Here is an 18,743-nt window from a genome sequence, read left to right on the forward strand (position 1 = left end):
GATTATCTGAGTAATGCTCAGTTATTGCGCCGACGGGCGGCTGAGACGGTAAAACGATGAAACGGTGACCCGGGCGCCCGCCTCCCTGCCATCAGGGGGCGCTAGCCTTTTGGGGCGTCAACACCAGCTTGTCGGTGTCGTAGCCTTGCTTGCGCAGTTGCGCCCGCATTTGATTCAGCGCGTTCTCGTCCATCGTCGGCGTGCGCGAGAGAATCCAGAGGTACTCGCGGCTCGGCTCGCCGACGGCGGCGTACTGGTAGTCACCGTCGAGCACGATAACCCAGTAGTTTGCCCAAAGCCAGGGAATCCAGCGCAGCCAGTCCGGCGCGAACGTCACCTTGAAGCGCGCCGTGCCGGTCCCCTGCCCGTCGGTGCGCGCCAGGCCGCCGTCGCTCACCCAGGTGCCGTCGTCCTTGCGACACCGGTTGGTAACGGCGATCTTGCCGTCCGGCAACGCCACGTACTCTGCCGTCACGTCCGACACACATTTTCGCTCGAAGAAATTCGGATAGCGTGCTATTTCGTACCAGGTGCCGACGTAGCGCTCCTTGTCGATTCTCTGAACCGGACGCACGCGCGTGGTGAGCGATTCCTGCCCCGACTGCGCCCAGGCCACCGCCGCCGCCACCGAAAACCCGACCATGACGGCGCCTGCCCAGCGGGTCATCTTGTTCATGCCTTCACCTTCACGCGGAGCAAATGACGCTCGGCGTCGAGAAACGGAACGTCCAGCGCGAGACGCTCGACGAGCTCATAACCGGCGGGGAGCGCGAGTTCGCTCTCGGCGGCCACTCCCTTCATCGCCCAGAAGCTGCCGTCCGGGGCAAGCAGCTTGCCGCCCAGCGTGACGAAGTCGTGCAATTCGGCGAAGGCGCGCGAGACGATCGCGTCGAACGCGGCCGGCACTTCCTTGCCGACCACCAGCGACTCGACGCGGCCGGTCACCACGGTGAGATTGGTCAGTCTGAACGTGGCGCGCGCCTGCGTCAGGAAGGCAGTCTTCTTCTGAACGATGTCGTTGACGGTCACCTGCCAGTCAGGCCGCACGATGGCGAGCACCACACCGGGCAGGCCGCCGCCCGAGCCCACGTCGAGAACGCGCGCAATCGGCTCTCTATCCAGACGCGGCAGGATCGAGAGGGAATCGAGCAGGTGTTTGATGACCATTTGCCGCGGGTCGCGGATCGAGGTCATTTGCAGTGAGGCGTTCCACTTGGCGAGCAGCGCCTGATAGTCGAGCAGACGCGCTTGCTGTTCGTCGCTGATGGAAAGGCCGAGCTGCCGGATACCGTCGGCCAGCAGCGCGCCCAGTTCGTTGCCGCCGTTTGCGGCATTGCTTCGCGAAGCAGTCATGAGCGCTCCGCGTCAGGCAGCGTGCTGGTCGCCGGAATCGGCGGCAGTCGTGTCCTCTGACGCGCGACGCCGTCCGAGACCCTTCTTGAGATGGATCATCAGCAGCGAGATCGCCGCGGGCGTGACGCCGGAGATGCGCGAGGCCTGGCCGAGCGTCTCGGGACGCTGCGCATTGAGCTTCTGGCGCACTTCGATCGAAAGCCCCCTGACATCGTTGTAATCGATGTTGGGCGGCAGCACGGTATTCTCGTTGGCTTCCTTGCGACTGATCTCGTCAGCCTGGCGATCGATGTACCCCTGATACTTCACCGCGATCTCGATCTGCTCGCGGATCTGGTGGGCTTGCAGCGGGTCGTCCGACAATACACCCTCGGGCGCCAGCCGGCCGCCCTGCACTGCCATGAGCGCGTCGTAGCTCACTTCGGGGCGGCGCAACAGGTCGGCCAGCGAGTATTCGTGGTCGATCGCCTTGCCGAGCAACGGCACAGCATCCTCGGCCGGGAAAGTTTTCGGATTCACCCACGTCGATTTGAGGCGTTCTGTTTCACGTGAAACAGCGTCGCGCTTGCGGCAGAACGCTTCCCAACGAACATCGTCCACTACGCCAAGTTCGCGGCCCATTTCCGTCAGACGCATATCGGCGTTGTCCTCGCGCAGCGACAGGCGATATTCGGCCCGGCTGGTGAACATGCGATACGGCTCGGATACGCCGCGGGTGATCAGGTCGTCGACGAGTACGCCGAGGTAGGCCTGGTCGCGCCTCGGACACCAGGCTTCGCGGCCTTGCACTTGCAGCGCGGCATTGACGCCGGCGAGCAGCCCCTGGGCTGCCGCTTCTTCGTAGCCGGTCGTGCCGTTGATCTGCCCGGCGAAGAACAACCCTGAAATGGCGCGGGTTTCGAGCGAACTGCGCAAGCCACGCGGATCGAAGTAGTCGTACTCGATGGCATAGCCGGGACGCAGGATATAGGCGTTCTCCATGCCCTTCATCGAGCGCACCAGTTCGAGCTGGACGTCGAAAGGCAGACTGGTGGAGATGCCATTCGGGTAGAACTCGTTGGTCGTGAGACCTTCCGGTTCGAGATAGATCTGGTGCGACGTCTTGTCGGCAAAGCGATGAATCTTGTCCTCGATCGACGGGCAATAGCGCGGCCCGACGCCTTCGATCACGCCCGTATACATGGGCGAGCGATCCAGGCCGGCACGGATGATGTCGTGGGTACGCTCGTTGGTGTGCGTTACCCAGCACGGCACTTGGCGGGGATGCTGCTCGGGACGGCCGAGGAACGAGAAAACGGGCACCGGGTCCAGATCGCCGGGCTGCGCTTCCAGGACCGAGAAGTCGATGGAGCGGCCGTCGATGCGCGGCGGCGTCCCCGTCTTCAACCGCCCTTGCGGCAATTTCAACTCTTTGAGGCGTGCGGAAAGACTGACGGCGGCGGGATCGCCGGCCCGGCCGCCGACGTAGTTGTTCAGGCCAACGTGGATCTTACCGTCGAGGAATGTCCCGGCCGTCAGCACAACGGCACGCGCACGGAAGCGCAGGCCGACTTGAGTCACGGCGCCAACGACGCGCTCGCCCTCGACGATCAGGTCTTCCACGGCTTGCTGGAAAAGCCAAAGATTCGGCTGGTTTTCGAGCCGGTGGCGGATAGCTTGCTTATAGAGAATGCGGTCCGCCTGCGCGCGAGTGGCGCGAACGGCCGGGCCTTTGGACGAATTCAGGATACGGAATTGGATGCCGCCCTCGTCGGTAGCCGCGGCCATTGCCCCGCCCAGCGCATCGACCTCTTTCACGAGATGACCTTTGCCGATCCCGCCGATGGAGGGATTGCAGCTCATCTGGCCGAGCGTCTCGATATTGTGGGTAAGCAGAAGGGTTTTACAGCCCATGCGGGCCGAGGCGAGCGCAGCCTCGGTGCCGGCATGGCCGCCACCCACCACGATCACGTCGAACTCGGTCGGATAAAGCATCGCAATTTTGCCGCGTGCGGCAAACTCTCTGGATTCGGTAATTGCGGAATTATAGCGGTATTGCGATGCATCATTTGTAACCGTCTGGATGTTTCGCGTGAAACGGAGAAGTTGTCGCACGCCTGAGTCCGACCCGCCGCCTCCCGCACGGCATGAAGACCGGCCAGGCCCAATCCCGCCCAAAGTCGCTACGGCCTGGCCTGGCCAGCCTTCGTCGAGCCAATGCCCCCGCCGCCGCCATGCGCCGCGGTCGACTCCACGCAGCACCCCGAGATCATCGAAGACACAGGACCTCAAAGGTCGTGCCGTGGTTTCGCGTGAAACAATCGGATGTTTTTTTGCTCGGGCAGTGAAAGCTAGAGGCGGCAGACGGCCGCGACCAACCGACGCCATCCTGCTTCTCCCGCTTTCGGACAGCGAAGCCCGAACCCGCCCCGCTCCGTCTGTGCTCGTCTGCGCTCCATCTGAAAGCCGCCACAGTGGGGCACGGCCGACCTTCTCCAATCGAATACCCCGAAGCGGCGAATGGTGCGGCGTGTGTTTCACGTGAAACACCCGAGGACCGCGCAGCGCCCATGCTCACCGGATCCCGTCGACACCGTGCCAGCTCAGAATAACTGCAAGTCGCCCCCTCTTACCCCGGCGCGGTGGAAAACCCCCATTTCCGGAAATCCGACTGCGCCACGCTCGGAAGCACGATCAAGACGCACCCCAGGACCGCCCAAACCTCCGGTCGGGTCCGAACGTTCATCGCAACACCGCACTCGCTCCAGGACATAAAACATGCATGCGGTTCCCCATCGCGCGGACCACTGCCCCGTGGCTACCTATCGGTTCATCCCTCATTGGGACGGGGCGCCCCTCCCTCTTCGCATGAAACCCATTCCAACGATGCGATCCGAGCACTCGGAAGCTCGACGACGGAGCCCTGCGGTGCCCTGACGGAGAGACTTCCAGGTGGAACGCAGTCAGGGTACCGCTGGGCTCCGTGCCCGGACGCCTGACAGAAACCATCGCACGTAAAGCCGCCGAGGTGGCAAGCATCTCCCGACGTTCCACGTGAAACCACCCAACGCTTCGACCCGAGCACTGGGAAGCTTGATGGCGGAACCGGGCGGTGCCCTGACGGAGTGACTTTCGGCTCGAACGCAGTCGGGGTACCGCTGGGCTCCGTGCCCGGACGCCTGACAGAAACCATCGCACGTAAAGCCGCCGAGGTGGCAAGCATCTCCCGATCGTCCGGGACAGTTCGTGCATAAGCCCCGACCTCGCGGCTTTTGAAGAGAACGACCTCAAAAAGCCAACGACCGCCCAGAAACTCCAACCCGCAGACCGAAAACCGATCTCCAAACGCCGAAGCCTTCCCGCAACCAAGAAACTGCATCGAGGAAAATCGAGAATTTCCTCTTGTTATCCACACCCTCCCCCGGGATAGACAAGTCCCACTGAATAATTTGCTTTTCTGTGGATAACCCGAATCCCATTTTCCTCGAGATTCTCGAAAAATCGTCGTAACGCCTTATTGCGGCGGTGCGCCATAGATTTCCGTGAGCCACATCTATCCACAAGCAACTGTGAATAAGTGGTCTCCGAATGTCTGTCGTCCAGCCTCACTGCGCGATGAAAAAACGGGGACGGAACAAAATTTGCGAACGCTCGTTCGCCCTCCTCGCACCACGCGGACGAAAAAATGCCCGCCATGACGGGCGGGCTGTCAGGGACGGGCTCGAGGGCGTAGATGGTACAGAGCGCTTATGGGGTACGCACTTATGGGGCGCTTATGAGGGGGCACTTATGAGGGACACTTATGGGCCGCTTATGGACGGCCGAGCGGGGCGCTGTGACGGGCGGCTCTTCCCGAACGGGAAGGACCGGCGCGAGTGCGCCGAACCGGCCGCCCGCCTCCCAGCCGCTCAGGCCGCCTTCTTGGCCAGGCCGAGATACGTCTCGATGACCTTCGGATTGCTCGCCAACTCCTGCGCCGGGCCCTCCAGGGCAAGCTCACCCGTCTCGATCACGTAACCGTAGTCGGCCACCTGCAACGCCGCACGGGCGTTCTGCTCGATCAACAGCGTCGCCACGCCCGTCTTACGCAAGTCGTTGATGATATGGAAGATTTCCTTGACGATCAGCGGCGCGAGCCCCAGGCTCGGCTCATCGAGCATCAGCAACTGCGGTTTGGCCATGAGCGCCCGGCCTACCGCCAGCATCTGACGCTCGCCCCCCGAGAGCGTGCCCGCCTGCTGCGTCCGACGCTCCTTGAGTCGCGGAAACAGCTCGTAGACCACGTCCATCTGGTCGAGGAAGTTCTTCTCCCCTGCCCGCTTGCGGCGGTAAGCGCCCAGCAACAGGTTGTCCTCCACCGACATCGTCGAGAACAGCTCCCGCTTTTCCGGCACCAGGCACATGCCCCGCGCCACGCGCGCTTCGATCGTCAGCGCCGACATCTCGTGACCGAGATACGACACGCTTCCCTTGCTCGAGCCGTTGTGCGGCAGCGCGCCCATGATCGCGTTGAGCATGCTCGACTTGCCCGCGCCATTCGGCCCGATCACCGTGACGATCTGGCCCGCTTCCACACGCAGATGCGCACCGTGCAGCGCTTCGACTTTGCCGTATGCGACGGCGAGGTCCTTGACCTCCAGAATTGCGTCCGCCATCACTCCACTCCTCCAAGGTAGGCCTCGAGCACCGCCGGGTTCTTCTGCACGTCTTCCGGCATCCCCTCAGCAATCTTGGTGCCGAACTCCATCACCACCAGGTGATCGGTCAGATTCATCACGAAGTCCATGTCGTGCTCGACCAGCAACACGCTCATGCCCTCGTCCTTCAGCTTCTTGAGCAGGTCGCCCAGCGCCTGCTTTTCCTTGTAACGCAGACCCGCGGCCGGCTCATCGAGCAGCAACAGCGTGGGATCGCACGCCAATGCGCGTGCAATTTCCAGAATACGCTGCTGGCCCAGCGCCAGGCTGCCCGCCTCGTCGTACATGTGCGCGCCCAATCCCACACGCTCGATCTGCCGCGCTGCCTCGTGCAGCAGCATCGCTTCTTCATGACGATCCAGACGCAGCACGCTCGACCACACGCCCCCCTGCGGACGGCGACGCAGACCGTTCTTGTCGCGCAGATACGCACCGATCGCCACGTTCTCGAGCACGCTCATGTGCGGCATCAAACGTACATGCTGGAAGGTGCGGCCGATCCCACGCTTGACGATCTCGCGCGACGGCAGACGCTCGATGCGCTCGCCGAGGAACGAAATCTCGCCGCGCGTAGCCTGCAGCACGCCCGTCACGAGGTTGAACGTGGTCGACTTGCCGGCGCCGTTAGGGCCGATCAGGCCGACGATCTCGCCCGCCTTCACTTCGAACGACACGTCGTTTACCGCCACCAGACCGCCAAACTCCTTGCGCGCCTTCTCCAGCTTGAGCACCACTTCGCCCACCGCCGGCTTGGCACGATGGCCCAGCGCCTCGGCCTGCGCAGGCGCCTTCGCCACGCGCCGCGCCGGGAAGATCTTGCCGAAGAACGGCCACACGCCATCACGCGCATACTGCAGCAGCAACACCAGCAAGATGCCGAAAACGATCGTCTCGAAGTTGCCGTTCGCTCCCAGGAGCACCGGCAGGATGTTCTGCAGATAGTCCTTGAGCACCGTGAGGATCGCCGCGCCCAGCACCGCGCCCCATACGTGCGAGACACCGCCGACCACCGCCATGAACAGGTACTCGATGCCGTGGTTCAGGTTGAATGGCGTAGGGTTCACCGCACGCTGCAAGTGCGCGTACAGCCAGCCCGAAATCGCCGCGAGAACCGCCGCGTAGACGAACACCACGACCTTCATCCAGGCGGTATTCACGCCCATCGCCTCGGCCATCACACCGCCGCCCTTGAGCGCGCGGATCGCACGCCCCGGACGCGAATCGAGCAGGTTCTTGACCGACACCACCGCCAGCACCACCACGACCCAGATCAGATAGAACATCTGACGCCCGCTCGCGAGCTCCAGACCGAACAGGTTGATGGTCGGAATGTCGTTCAGGCCGTCGTACTTGCCCAGGAATTCGAGGTTGCCGAACAGGTAATACAGCGACAGGCCCCAGGCAATCGTGCCCAGCGGCAGGAAGTGCCCGGACAGGCGCATGGTGATCGCGCCGATAATCAGCGCCGCCGCGGCCGTAATGGCGATACCGACGATCAGGCCGACCCACGGCGACGCGCCATACGCGGTCGTGAGATACGCCGTTGCATATGCGCCAAGACCGACGAAGGCGGCCTGGCCGAACGACGTCATGCCGGCCACGCCGGTGAGCAGCACCAGGCCGATCGCGACAATGCTGTACAGGCCGATGTAGTTGAGCAGCGTCACCCAGTATTCAGGCAAACGCACCGGCGCCGGCAGGACCGGCAACACGGCCAGCAGCACCAAAAAGATCAGGAAGTATTTGTTTTTCATTCTGTGGTCCGCCCCGGCTTATTCCTCGTCTTCTTCCACATGCTTGCTCGTGAGCGACAGCCACAGCAGCACCGGAAGGATCAGCGTGAAGACGATGACCTCCTTGTACGCACTCGCCCAGAACGACGAGTACGACTCGAGCAGGCCCACCAGAATGGCGCCCAGCGCCGCGACCGGATAACTCACCAGGCCGCCGATGATCGCGCCCACGAAGCCCTTCAGGCCGATCAGGAAGCCCGACTCGTAGTAGATGGTCGTGATCGGCGCGATCAGAATGCCGCACAGCACGCCCAGCACCGCGGCCAGCGTGAACGCCAGACGGCCGGCCTGCACCGTGCCGATACCCACCAGGCGCGCGCCAAGCCGGTTCACGGCCGTCGCGCGCAGCGCCTTGCCGGAGAGCGAGCGGTCGAAGTAGAAGTACAGCGCAAGGATCATCACCACCGAGACGCCCACCACCCACAGGCTCTGCCCCGAAATCATCACCGAACCGAGATTGAAGCTCGCGTCGGAGAATGCCTGCGTGCGCGAGCCCTCGGCGCCGAACATCACCAGCCCCAGGCCCGTGAGCGCGAAATGCACGCCGACCGAGACGATGAGCAGCAACAGCGTGCTCGCTTCGGCGAGCGGCTGGTACGCGAGGCGATAGAGCATCGGCCCCATCGGCACCACGAGCAGCAGCGTGACGGCGATCTGCACGAGCATCGGCAGCGTCATCGGCGCCAGCGCCTTGACGACGAAGAACACGGCGATCGGAAACACCAGATATTTGCCCGCGAGCACCGGCACCAGCCGCCCGGCCAACTTGCGACGCTCGCTGTGCCGCAGCACGCTCGCCGTCTCCACGATGAACGTGCACACGCCCATTGCCACGAGCAACCAGCTCGTGAGCGGAAACTTCTGGGTTTGCAGTGCCGCCAGCGTGAGCGCGCCATACGACACGAACTCGCCCTGCGGAATGAAGATGACGCGGGTGACGGAAAACACCAGCACGAGCGCCAATGCCAGCAAGGCATAAATCGCGCCCGTAGTGATGCCGTCCTGCGCCAGGATGGCTGCAATCGAAAGATCCATGCTCCTCTCACTTCGTTTGAGTACTTCTTGAACCGGCTGGCGAGACAGCCGGTGTGATGCACGGCGCGGCGCGCCGCCGCCCCGTTCCCCTTCACATCGATACACCCCGCACGTTCCCCGTGACGCAGCGCAGCGAATTATGAATTGTATAAATCGTTATGCATTGGTAAAACTCGGGTGACTACTGAGACGCGGCCATCCCTTGCCCTCCTTGGCCCCTTGCCGTCACCCTCTCCGTCACCCTTGCCGTCACTCTCTCCGTCTCCCACCTTCCTCACGCCCCCTTTGCTCCGTCCCACTCAGGCAGCCGCCTTGCGGCGACGGCGCGGCCTGGCCGGCAGGGGCGGCGCCTCGGCAAGCACCTCCTGCGGCAGCGCGTCGTGCACGACGTCGAGCAAACGGTAGATCTCGGCGAGCGTGTCGCGCCCGACCTTGTCTTCCAGGAAGCGATAGCGCGCCTCGACGAGCGGGCCGAGCTTCTTGCACAGCGCCCGGCTCGAGGGCGTGAGCGAGACCATCACGCGACGCTGATCGGCGGCCACGCGCCGACGCAGGATCAGGCCGGCGGCTTCCATGCGCTCGAGCATTCCCGACAGACTCGGGCTGAGAATGCAGCACTCGCGCGCCACCTGGCCGATTTCCATCTCCCCCGATTCGCTATCGTTGACGGCGCGTATGACACGCCATTGTTGTTCCGTGATGTCGTAACAATTGAGCAGGGGCCGGAACAGCCCCATCACCGCCTCACGCGTCTGTAGCAATACCAGGGATAGATTGCGGTGTTCGAATTCACCCGTCATGGATTTACGCTCGAAAGGATCGCCTGGGACAGCCCCCCGGCTGCGGCGATCAGGTTGGGACAACGCGGCCTCTCCTGTGCCGCTCTCAGTCGCATGTCCTGCCGTCTCCTTGCGAGCGCGAAACTACCACGCTCAAAAAAAACGGGCGCGAACGCCCGTTCCTGCCGCCCGGTCAACTGCGACCGGGCGCGAGTGCTGCAGATACGACAACGGGGCATGCCTGCGTGCTATAGGCAGCCCCGACGCGCATCAGTTCGCCAATTTCCACTTGCCGTCGACGATTTGCACCATCACGCGCGAGCGCTGGTCCAGACCGTTGTGGTCGTTCTTGCTCATGTTGAAGATGCCGGCGGTGCCCGGCATATCCTTCACGTTCTCCAGCGCGTCGCGCAGCGCGGCGCGGAATTCCGGCGTGCCCGGCTTGGCCTTCTTGAGCGCGACCGGAATCGTCGCCTGCAGCAGCAGGCCGCCGTCCCAGGCGTGACCGCCGAAGGTCGAGATCGAGCCGGCGCCGTAGGCCTTCTCGTAGGCGGCCTTGTACGCCGCGGCCGACTTCTTCACCGGGTTGTCGTTCGGCAACTGCTCGACCACGAGCAGCGGGCCGGCCGGCAGGTACGTGCCTTCGCAGTCCTTGCCGCACACGCGCAGGAAGTCGTTATTGGCCACGCCGTGGGTCTGGTACAGCTTGCCCTTGTAGCCGCGCTCCTTGAGCGTGCGCTGCGGCAGCGCCGCCGGCGTGCCCGAGCCGGCGATCAGCACGGCGTCGGGGTTCGCGCCCATGATCTTGAGCACCTGGCCCGTCACCGACGTATCGGCGCGGTTAAAGCGCTCGTTCGACACGATCTTGATCTTGTTCAGGTCGGCAGCCTTCTGGAACTCCTTGAACCAGCCTTCGCCGTAGGCGTCGGCAAAGCCGATGAAGGCCGCCGTCTTCACGCCGTTGTCGGCCATGTGCTTGGCAATGGCGGTCGCCATCAGAATGTCGTTCTGCGGCGTCTTGAAGGCCCAGGTGCGCTTGGCGTCGACCGGCTCGACGATGGCCGCGCCGGCGGCCATCGAGATCACCGGCGTTTGCGTCTCCGCGGCCACGTCGACCATGGCCAGCGAGTTCGGCGTCACGGTCGAGCCGAGCACGGCGTCGACGTGGTCTTCGCTGATGAGCTTGCGCATGTTCTTGACGGCCGTGGTGGTATCCGTGGCGTCGTCGAGCACGATGTATTGCACCGACTGCCCCGCGATCGTCTTCGGCATCAGCGCAATGGTGTTCTTCTCGGGAATGCCCAGCGAAGCGGCGGGACCGGTCGCCGACAGCGACACGCCAATCTTCACCTGAGCGTTCGCAACGCCCGCGGCCAGCATCATCGCCGATGCCATGCACAGCAACTTCAGTTTCATTTGGGTCTCCTCACAAAAATGCGAATTCGTTTTTTTGACATTAACCGACCGCGCAGTCGGTAAATTGTCGCCCATCTTACGGGCACCGGCACCTTCTCGTAAAGTGCGGTTTCCCCACATGTGGCATCGGACGCATCTGCGCCCACCCGCCACGCCCGGCGGCGTTCCCGCCGCTTTCCCTCTCCCGCCCGGTCAGCCGCGCAGGAATGCGTCGTACCCGGTCTTCACGATCAGCACCGCGAGCACCGCCAGAAACATGCGGCGCACGAAGCCCACGCCGTGCTTGAGCGCGAGCCGGCTGCCGACCTGACTGCCCAGCACGTTCATGACGGCCATGCCGAGGCCGACCTGCCACCACACGTGCCCGCCCATGCCGAAGAGCAGCAGCGCGGCCAGGTTGGTCGCCACGTTCACGATCTTCGACGACGCCGAAGCGTTCACGAAGTCCTGTCCGAACAGACGCACGAACAGGAACACGAGGAAGCTGCCCGTGCCGGGGCCGAAGAAACCGTCGTAAAAACCGATGGCGCCGCCCACGGCCACCGCCATGAGGGTGACCCCCGCGCTGCCTTTGACCGGGGCGTGGACCGTCCCGAAATCCTTCTTGCGCAACGTGTAGACGGCCACCGCCGCCAGCACGAACGGCAACGCCTTGCGCAGGACGTCCGCCGGGATGTGCGTGACGGCATACGCGCCGCAAAACGAAAACACGAAAGCCGCCACCGTCGCCGGCACCAGAATCGCCCAGCGCAGCTCGATGCCGCGCGCGTAGCGCATGGCCGCCGATGCCGTGCCCCACACGCCGGCCAGCTTGTTCGTGCCGAACAGCACGGGCGGCGCCGCGTTCGGGAAGACCGCGAAGAGGGTGGGCACCGAGATCAGGCCGCCTCCGCCGACGACCGCGTCCACCAGCCCCGCGAGAAAGGCCCCGCCCGCGAGCATCAGCAAGTCGCTCAGCGCCCAGTCCATCACGGCGCCCTCCCCGCACGCGCGCCAATCGAAACGGAACGCGGCAACAGGCGCGACAGCAACAACGTCGACCAGAGAGACGAAACAAACGACGGAACGGCAGACAGGCGGAACATACGGTGGCGGATGCTCGGGCGGGCCGAACGAATACGGTAAGAAATCGCGACGTGAATCGACACGTGAATCGGTACGTGAAGCGGTACGTGAAGCGGTACGTGAATTGCGCGGCAAAACGGCGAGCATAGCGTCTTTAGACCGCATTGCGCGTATTTGCCCCACACGATTCTCGCAACGTGGCGTGAAATTGGCTGAATGGCGCGCGGCGCCCGCATGGCACACTGCGGCAGACGACGGCCTCGCCCGGCGGCGAAGCGCAATATAAAAAGCGCTGTTGGAGTTTTCTCCAACAGCGCTTCCTTTTTGGCGGTGCGCGTTTCGCGCTTATTGTCTCCTCGTTCCTCGCCCCTATATCCTGCCGTGACGCGAACTGAGGGAGAGAATAAAGGAGCACCCGATGCACCACAAGTCAGCATTTACCCCTACGAATTAGGTTTTTTCCGACATACATGCGTCAGGGTGACGATCCGGCGCCCCATTTCGGTGCGCCCGCCGCCCTGCCCAGCCAGCCCAGCCCTTACGACTGCTGCTGCACCATCGTCCGGAAGAACTGGCTGCGCGCCACCAGCTCGCCGACGAGCCCCCGTCGGAAGGCCAGCACGCAAATGATGAAGATCACGCCGATCACGATCGTGACCGACTCGCCGAGCGTCTGGAACCATGTCACGCCTGTGGCCGTGGCGAGCCAGTTGCCGATGTCGCCGAGCTTGTTCTCCAGCACGATGATGACGACCGCGCCGACCACCGGCCCGAGCATCGTGCCCAGGCCGCCCACGAGCGTCATCAGAATCACCATGCCCGACATCGTCCAGTGCACGTCAGTAAGCGTCTCGAAGCCGAGCACCACGGTCTTGGTCGAGCCGGCCAGTGCGGCGAGCGTGGCCGACAGCACGAACGCCAGCAGCTTGAAGCGATCGACGTCGTAGCCGAGCGAGATGGCGCGCGGCTCGTTCTCTTTGATCGCCTTGAGCACCTGGCCGAACGGCGAGTGCACCACGCGCATGATGAGCAGGAAGCCCAGCGCGCAGATGGCCAGCACCACGTAGTACAGGGTCAGGTCCGAGTCGAGCGGCAGCACACCGAACAGGCTGCCGCGCGGCACGCCCTGCAGACCGTCTTCGCCGCCGGTAAACGGCGCCTGCAGACAGAAGAAGTACAGCATCTGCGCGAGCGCCAGCGTGATCATCGCGAAGTAGATGCCCTGACGCCGAATCGCCAGCAAACCGATGACTAGCCCGAGCACCGCTCCCGCGAGCACGCCGGCGACGATGCCGACCTCGGGCGTGAAGCCGAGGTTGCGGATTGCATAGCCGGTGATGTACCCCGCGCTGCCGAAGAACGCCGCATGGCCGAACGACAGCAGCCCCGTGAAGCCGAGCAGCAGGTTGAACGCGCACGCGAACAGCGCGAAGCACAGTACCTTCATGATGAAGACCGGATACGCCCCGGCGAACGGCGCGACGATCAACGCGAGCAGCAAAAGCGAGTAAAGCGCGCGTTGTTGCATTCCTTGTTGCATTGCTCTGCCCCTTACTTTTGTTTGCCGAACAGCCCTGCCGGGCGCAGCAGCAACACGATCACCATGATCACGAACACGACCGTTGCGGACGCTTCCGGGTAGAACACCTTCGTGAAGCCCTCGATGACCCCGAGCATCAGGCCGGTCACGATCGAGCCCATGATGGAACCCATGCCGCCGATCACGACCACCGCGAACACCGTGATGATCATCGACTGGCCCATGAGCGGCGAGATCTGGATGACCGGCGCGGCGAGCACGCCGGCGAACGCTGCCAGCGCGACGCCGAAGCCGTAGGTCAGCGTGATCATCAGCGGCACGTTCACACCGAAGGCTTCCACGAGCTTGGGGTTTTCCGTGCCGGCGCGCAGGTACGCGCCGATCTTCGTCTTCTCGATCACGAACCACGTGGCGAAACACACGACGAGCGAGGCCACCACGACCCAGGCGCGATAGTTCGGCATGAACATGAAGCCGAGGTTGGTGGCGCCGGAGAGCATGTCAGGTGCGTCGTAAGGCTGGCCCGACACGCCGTAGATCGAGCGGAACACGCCTTCGAGCACGAGCGTGATGCCGAACGTGAGCAGCAGCCCGTAGAGGTGGTCGAGCTTGTAGATCCAGCGCAGCATGGTGCGCTCGATGATCACGCCGATCACGCCCACGATCACCGGCGCGAGAATCAGCATGACCCAGTAGTTGAGGCCGAGGTAGTTGCCGCCCATCCAGGCCAGCATGGCACCCAGCATGAACAACGCGCCGTGCGCGAAGTTGATCACGTTGAGCAGACCGAAAATCACCGCCAGGCCGAGGCTCAGCATGGCGTAGAACGAGCCGTTCACCAGTCCCAGCAGCAGTTGGCTCAACAGCGCCGGCAGGGGGATGCCTAGAAATTCCATCGAAATCGATTCTCTGGGGGAAGGGTCGCGACGGGGCAGGCGCCCCGCCGCTTTCGGTGCATCGCGATAAGACTCGTACCGCTTACTTCAGCTTGCAGGTCGATTCCGCTTCAGTCGTGAAGGCCTTCTCGCCCGGGATCGTCGCCACGACCTTGTAGTAATCCCACGGCGACTTCGATTCCTTCTTCGACTTGACCTGCATCAGGTACATATCGTGGACCATCGTGCCGTCGCGGCGGATATAGCCCTTGCTGAACATGTCGTCGATCTTGATCTTGTGGAGCTGCTCCATGACCTTGTCGGCATCGGTGGTGCCTGCGGCCTGCACGGCCTTCAGGTACGTCATCGTCGCCGAATAGTCGCCGGCCTGCAGGCTCGACGGCATCTTCTTCATCTTGTCGAAATAGCGCTTCGCGAACGCGCGGCTCTTCTCGTCCCTGTCCCAGTACCAGCTGTCGGTGAGGTACATGCCTTCGGTGTTGTCCAGGCCCAGCGAGTGGATGTCGTTGATGAACACGAGCAGGCCCGCGATCTGCATCTTGCCCTTGATGCCGAATTCCTTCGCCGCCTTGATCGCGTTGATCGTGTCGCCGCCGGCGTTGGCCAGGCCGAGCACCTGTGCGCCCGACGACTGCGCCTGCAGCAGATACGACGAGAAGTCCGACGCCGAGAGCGGGTGGCGCACCTGGCCCTTGACCGTGCCGCCGTTGGCCTTGACAACGTCGGCGGTGGCCTTCTCGAGCGCGTGGCCGAAAGCGTAGTCGGCCGTCAGGAAGAACCACGACTTGCCGCCGGCCTTCACCACGGCCGAGCCGGTGCCGCGCGCGAGCGCGACGGTGTCGTAGGCGTAGTGCACGCCGTATGGCTGGCACTGGTCGTTGGTGAGGGCATCGGAGCCGGCGCCCACGTTGATATAGACCTTCTTCTTCTCCGCCGAGACCTTGTTCATGGCCAGGCCGGTGCCCGAGTTGGTGCCGCCGATGAGCATGTCCACGCCCCCGCGGTCGAACCATTCGCGCGCCTTCGACGCCGCCACGTCAGCCTTGTTCTGGTGATCGGCGGTGACCAGTTCGACCGGCTTGCCGAGCACCTTGCCGCCGAAGTCGGCGATGGCCATCTTGATGGCTTCCGCGCCGCCCTGGCCGTCGATGTCGGTGTACAGGCCCGACATGTCGGTAATGAAACCGATCTTCACCGTATTGCCATCGGCATGGGCCTGCGAGGCCATTGCCGCAAAACCGAACGCGGCCGCAACGGCCAACGCCTTCATCCGCATCGTCATCTTCGTCTCCTTCGTGGATTTGATCGCCTGGGTCCATCGCCCGGGGCGTGCTCGCCCCGGGTAGCTCACCTCATACGCCCAACAACTCGTGCAGCACCGGCATCTTCGTTTCGAGCTCCGGGGCGCCGAAGCGCTCCACGATCTTGCCGTGCTCCATCACGTAGAAGCGATCGGCAAGCGGGGCCGCAAAACGGAAATTCTGTTCCACCATCACGATGGTGTAGCCGCGCGCCTTGAGCGTGGTGATCATGCGCGCGAGCGTCTGCACGATCACCGGCGCGAGACCTTCCGAGATCTCGTCGAGCAACAGCAGGTTCGCGCCGGTGCGCAGAATGCGCGCGACCGCGAGCATCTGCTGTTCGCCGCCGGACAGGCGCGTGCCCTGGCTGTGGCGCCGCTCCTTGAGGTTCGGGAACATGTCGTAGATTTCCTCGAGCGACATGCCCCGCCCGCCGTCCTCGCGGCGGTTGCCGCTCATGCCGATGTACGGCGGCAGCAGCAGGTTCTCCTCGCACGACAGGCTGGCGAAGATGCCTCGCTCCTCGGGGCAATAGCCCACGCCGTGGTGCGCAACCTTGTAAGTCGGCAGATGAATGGTTTCTTCGCCCGCAATGCGGATCGAGCCCTGGCGTTGCCCTGTCAGCCCCATGATCGCGCGCAGCGTGGTGGTGCGGCCGGCGCCGTTGCGCCCGAGCAGCGTGACGACTTCGCCGCGCCCGACGGTCAGATCCACGCCATGCAGGATGTGCGATTCGCCGTACCAGGCTTGCAGCCCTTCGACTTCCAGCGCCGGCACGTTACTGCCGCCCTTGCCCGCGCCGTTACCGCCACCGTTACCGTTACCGTTGCCATTTCCGTACATAGACGTCCTCACCCGTGGGCTCCCTGCAGTTCGCCGTCCGCAGTGCCCATGTAGGCTTCCATGACCTGCGGATTCTTCGAGACCTCGTGATACGGGCCTTCGGCGAGCACCTCGCCGCGCTGGAGCACGGTGATGGTGTCCGAAATGCCGGCGATCACGTTCATGTTGTGCTCGACCATGAGGATCGTGCGCCCGGCCGACACTTTCTTGATGAGCGCGGTGACGCGATCGACATCTTCGTGGCCCATGCCTTGCGTGGGCTCGTCGAGCAGCATCAGTTCGGGCTCCATAGCAAGTGTGGTGGCGATCTCGAGCGCGCGCTTGCGTCCGTATGGCAGCTCCACGGTCAGCGTATGGGCGAATTCGGTGAGTCCCACTTCGGCGAGCAGCTCCATCGCGCGGGCGTCGAGCTGACGCAGCGAGCGGCTGCTGCGCCAGAAGTGGAACGCGGTGCCGAGGTTGCGCTGCAGGCCGATGCGCACGTTCTCGAGCACGGTGAGGTGCGGGAACACGGCGGAGATCTGGAACGAACGGATGATGCCGCGGCGCGCGATTTGCGCGGGCGCTTCGCGGGTAATGTCCTCACCGTTGAAGGAGATCGTCCCGGCGCTGGGCACGAGGAATTTCGTAAGCAGGTTGAAGCAGGTGGTCTTGCCGGCGCCGTTCGGGCCGATGAGTGCATGAATGGTGCCGCGCGCGACGCGCAGGTCGACCCCGTTCACGGCGGTGAAGCCACGAAACTCTTTGGTGAGCCCGCGGGTTTCGAGAATGTAATCGTTGTTCGCCATGTCTCCTGCCACATTCCTGGTTGGCGGTGCGAGCGCGGACGCGCGCCCGGCACCATCGTCTGTGACAACCGCAGGGCAGCCGGATGACGCCATGGTTTGCATCCTCCGCGAAATCCCCCGCGTCCCGCATGAAGCGCCGAATTCTTGGTTCGTTCGCACATAGGGAAACGTTATTGTGTGTGGTTTGCTGCAACGCGATCATTGGGATTTGCACTAGGCTTCCCAACCCTCGAAACGCGCATGCCCGCACGCGTTCCAGAACGTTCGGTCACATCATGCGGGCATGCTCACAGCCCTTATGGGACAAGGCTTTTGCGGCACATGCAAATGCGCGGACGATAGCCCCCGGCAGCACTGTCCGAACCGTTTGCGCAACCGACATTAGGTATTACTACGTAAGTTCTATTGGGAGAAATCTGGGAATCCGGAAAAGCGGAAACCAGGCACACCCTCTTTTCTATTTTCGACCCAAGGCTTCCGACTCCCGGCCTCTTACCTGTTCCGATCGGGTCAGAATCGTGAAAAGATGGTCTTGTCTCGGCCGAGGCGCCATTCACCTTCAACCAGGAGACTGTCATGAAAGAGATTCAACTCGAATCGTGCGTTATGGCTAATTGGACCCAGGCGGCCATCCCGCTCAAGTAAATTCACTTGATGACAATGGGCACCATCCGGTGCCCATTTCTCCGATATGACCATCCATTTCAATCGGGACACGTTCCTACAAGTCTCACAGGGCCAAGTCGTCTTGTGGAACGTACGGGAACATCGCCAATATTCACTCGACTCGTCGCACACGCAGCGCCTGATTGAGCTGTCCCTGGACAGGGCCGCCCTCGACGAGTCGAATCCGATAGACGTGGCCCTGCTCAACGCTGGCGCCATCTCTCGGAGACCATTTCCGTTGACATCCTGGGGCTGGGACGCACTTGCGCGGATCTTCCACATCGGCACAAGCGATATTCCGCAGCCACCATCGCCGGAGTCCAGTCTTCAGTGGGCCACAAACAATCTATCTGCCTGCGCCGAAGCCGCCCGCCGCCCTGTTCCACCCCCTAGGGATTCCAACCACGGGGACATTCTGCCTCTTCCACCGCCGGACATGTCGCGCCTTCATGCGGCGCCACTCTGGAAATGCTGTCGGACGCGCGCAACTTGCCGAGAGTTTATTATTGATCCGGCCCCTGTGAACTTGTATCAAGCTGCATAGCGAACAGGGCCGTGCTCGAAATACTTGCGAATTCGTTCGGGCTGGCGT

14 protein-coding genes are annotated in these 18,743 nt (G+C 63.3%); all 14 read right to left on the minus strand.

The features are described 5' to 3' along the window. Nucleotides 1–91: 91 nt before the first annotated feature. Complete coding sequence (locus CDN36_RS20745) at nucleotides 92–676, minus strand: lipocalin family protein (protein ID WP_150555500.1); 585 nt, start codon at nucleotides 674–676, stop codon at nucleotides 92–94. Continuing rightward, nucleotides 673–1,353 (minus strand): 16S rRNA (guanine(527)-N(7))-methyltransferase RsmG, encoded by a 681-nt coding sequence (gene rsmG / locus CDN36_RS20750; RefSeq protein WP_287497761.1) that lies wholly within the window; start codon nucleotides 1,351–1,353, stop codon nucleotides 673–675. Before rsmG ends, CDN36_RS20745 begins: the two co-directional genes overlap by 4 nt. Nucleotides 1,354–1,365: 12 nt before the next feature. Beyond that, nucleotides 1,366–3,327, minus strand: coding sequence for a tRNA uridine-5-carboxymethylaminomethyl(34) synthesis enzyme MnmG (gene mnmG, locus CDN36_RS20755; RefSeq protein WP_287497764.1), 1,962 nt, complete (start codon nucleotides 3,325–3,327; stop codon nucleotides 1,366–1,368). Between the two features lie 1,913 nt (nucleotides 3,328–5,240). After that, nucleotides 5,241–5,987, minus strand: coding sequence for an ABC transporter ATP-binding protein (locus CDN36_RS20760; RefSeq protein WP_150555497.1), 747 nt, complete (start codon nucleotides 5,985–5,987; stop codon nucleotides 5,241–5,243). After that, the gene (locus tag CDN36_RS20765) at nucleotides 5,987–7,783 is read right to left on the minus strand and encodes a branched-chain amino acid ABC transporter ATP-binding protein/permease (protein WP_150555496.1); all 1,797 of its coding nucleotides are present in this window, start codon (nucleotides 7,781–7,783) and stop codon (nucleotides 5,987–5,989) included. Before CDN36_RS20765 ends, CDN36_RS20760 begins: the two co-directional genes overlap by 1 nt. A gap of 18 nt (nucleotides 7,784–7,801) precedes the next feature. Then, entirely contained in the window at nucleotides 7,802–8,857 is a 1,056-nt protein-coding gene (locus tag CDN36_RS20770) for a branched-chain amino acid ABC transporter permease (protein ID WP_150555495.1), read from the minus strand. Between the two features lie 299 nt (nucleotides 8,858–9,156). Further along, nucleotides 9,157–9,657, minus strand: a complete 501-nt coding sequence (gene hpaR, locus CDN36_RS20775) for a homoprotocatechuate degradation operon regulator HpaR (RefSeq protein WP_287497762.1) — start codon at nucleotides 9,655–9,657, stop codon at nucleotides 9,157–9,159. Nucleotides 9,658–9,906: 249 nt separating this feature from the next. Next, complete coding sequence (locus tag CDN36_RS20780) at nucleotides 9,907–11,052, minus strand: ABC transporter substrate-binding protein (protein ID WP_150555493.1); 1,146 nt, start codon at nucleotides 11,050–11,052, stop codon at nucleotides 9,907–9,909. Between the two features lie 192 nt (nucleotides 11,053–11,244). Then, nucleotides 11,245–12,021 carry a sulfite exporter TauE/SafE family protein gene (locus tag CDN36_RS20785; protein WP_150555492.1) on the minus strand — a complete coding sequence of 259 codons (777 nt, stop codon included), beginning with the start codon at nucleotides 12,019–12,021 and terminating at the stop codon, nucleotides 11,245–11,247. Between the two features lie 634 nt (nucleotides 12,022–12,655). Beyond that, nucleotides 12,656–13,657 carry a branched-chain amino acid ABC transporter permease gene (locus tag CDN36_RS20790; protein ID WP_150555491.1) on the minus strand — a complete coding sequence of 334 codons (1,002 nt, stop codon included), beginning with the start codon at nucleotides 13,655–13,657 and terminating at the stop codon, nucleotides 12,656–12,658. Between the two features lie 11 nt (nucleotides 13,658–13,668). Beyond that, nucleotides 13,669–14,553 carry a branched-chain amino acid ABC transporter permease gene (locus tag CDN36_RS20795; RefSeq protein ID WP_150555490.1) on the minus strand — a complete coding sequence of 295 codons (885 nt, stop codon included), beginning with the start codon at nucleotides 14,551–14,553 and terminating at the stop codon, nucleotides 13,669–13,671. A gap of 82 nt (nucleotides 14,554–14,635) precedes the next feature. Further along, a complete protein-coding gene (locus tag CDN36_RS20800; protein ID WP_150555532.1) occupies nucleotides 14,636–15,829 on the minus strand; it encodes an ABC transporter substrate-binding protein in 1,194 nt (397 codons plus the stop codon). Nucleotides 15,830–15,905: 76 nt separating this feature from the next. Further along, nucleotides 15,906–16,697, minus strand: a complete 792-nt coding sequence (locus CDN36_RS20805; RefSeq protein ID WP_287497763.1) for an ABC transporter ATP-binding protein — start codon at nucleotides 16,695–16,697, stop codon at nucleotides 15,906–15,908. Between the two features lie 8 nt (nucleotides 16,698–16,705). Next, entirely contained in the window at nucleotides 16,706–17,485 is a 780-nt protein-coding gene (locus CDN36_RS20810; protein WP_039406839.1) for an ABC transporter ATP-binding protein, read from the minus strand. Between the last annotated feature and the right edge of the window lie 1,258 nt (nucleotides 17,486–18,743).

This window comes from Pandoraea sp. CB10b_02, assembly GCF_002216225.1.
In the GTDB taxonomy this organism is placed as follows: Bacteria; Pseudomonadota; Gammaproteobacteria; order Burkholderiales; family Burkholderiaceae; genus Pandoraea; species Pandoraea nosoerga.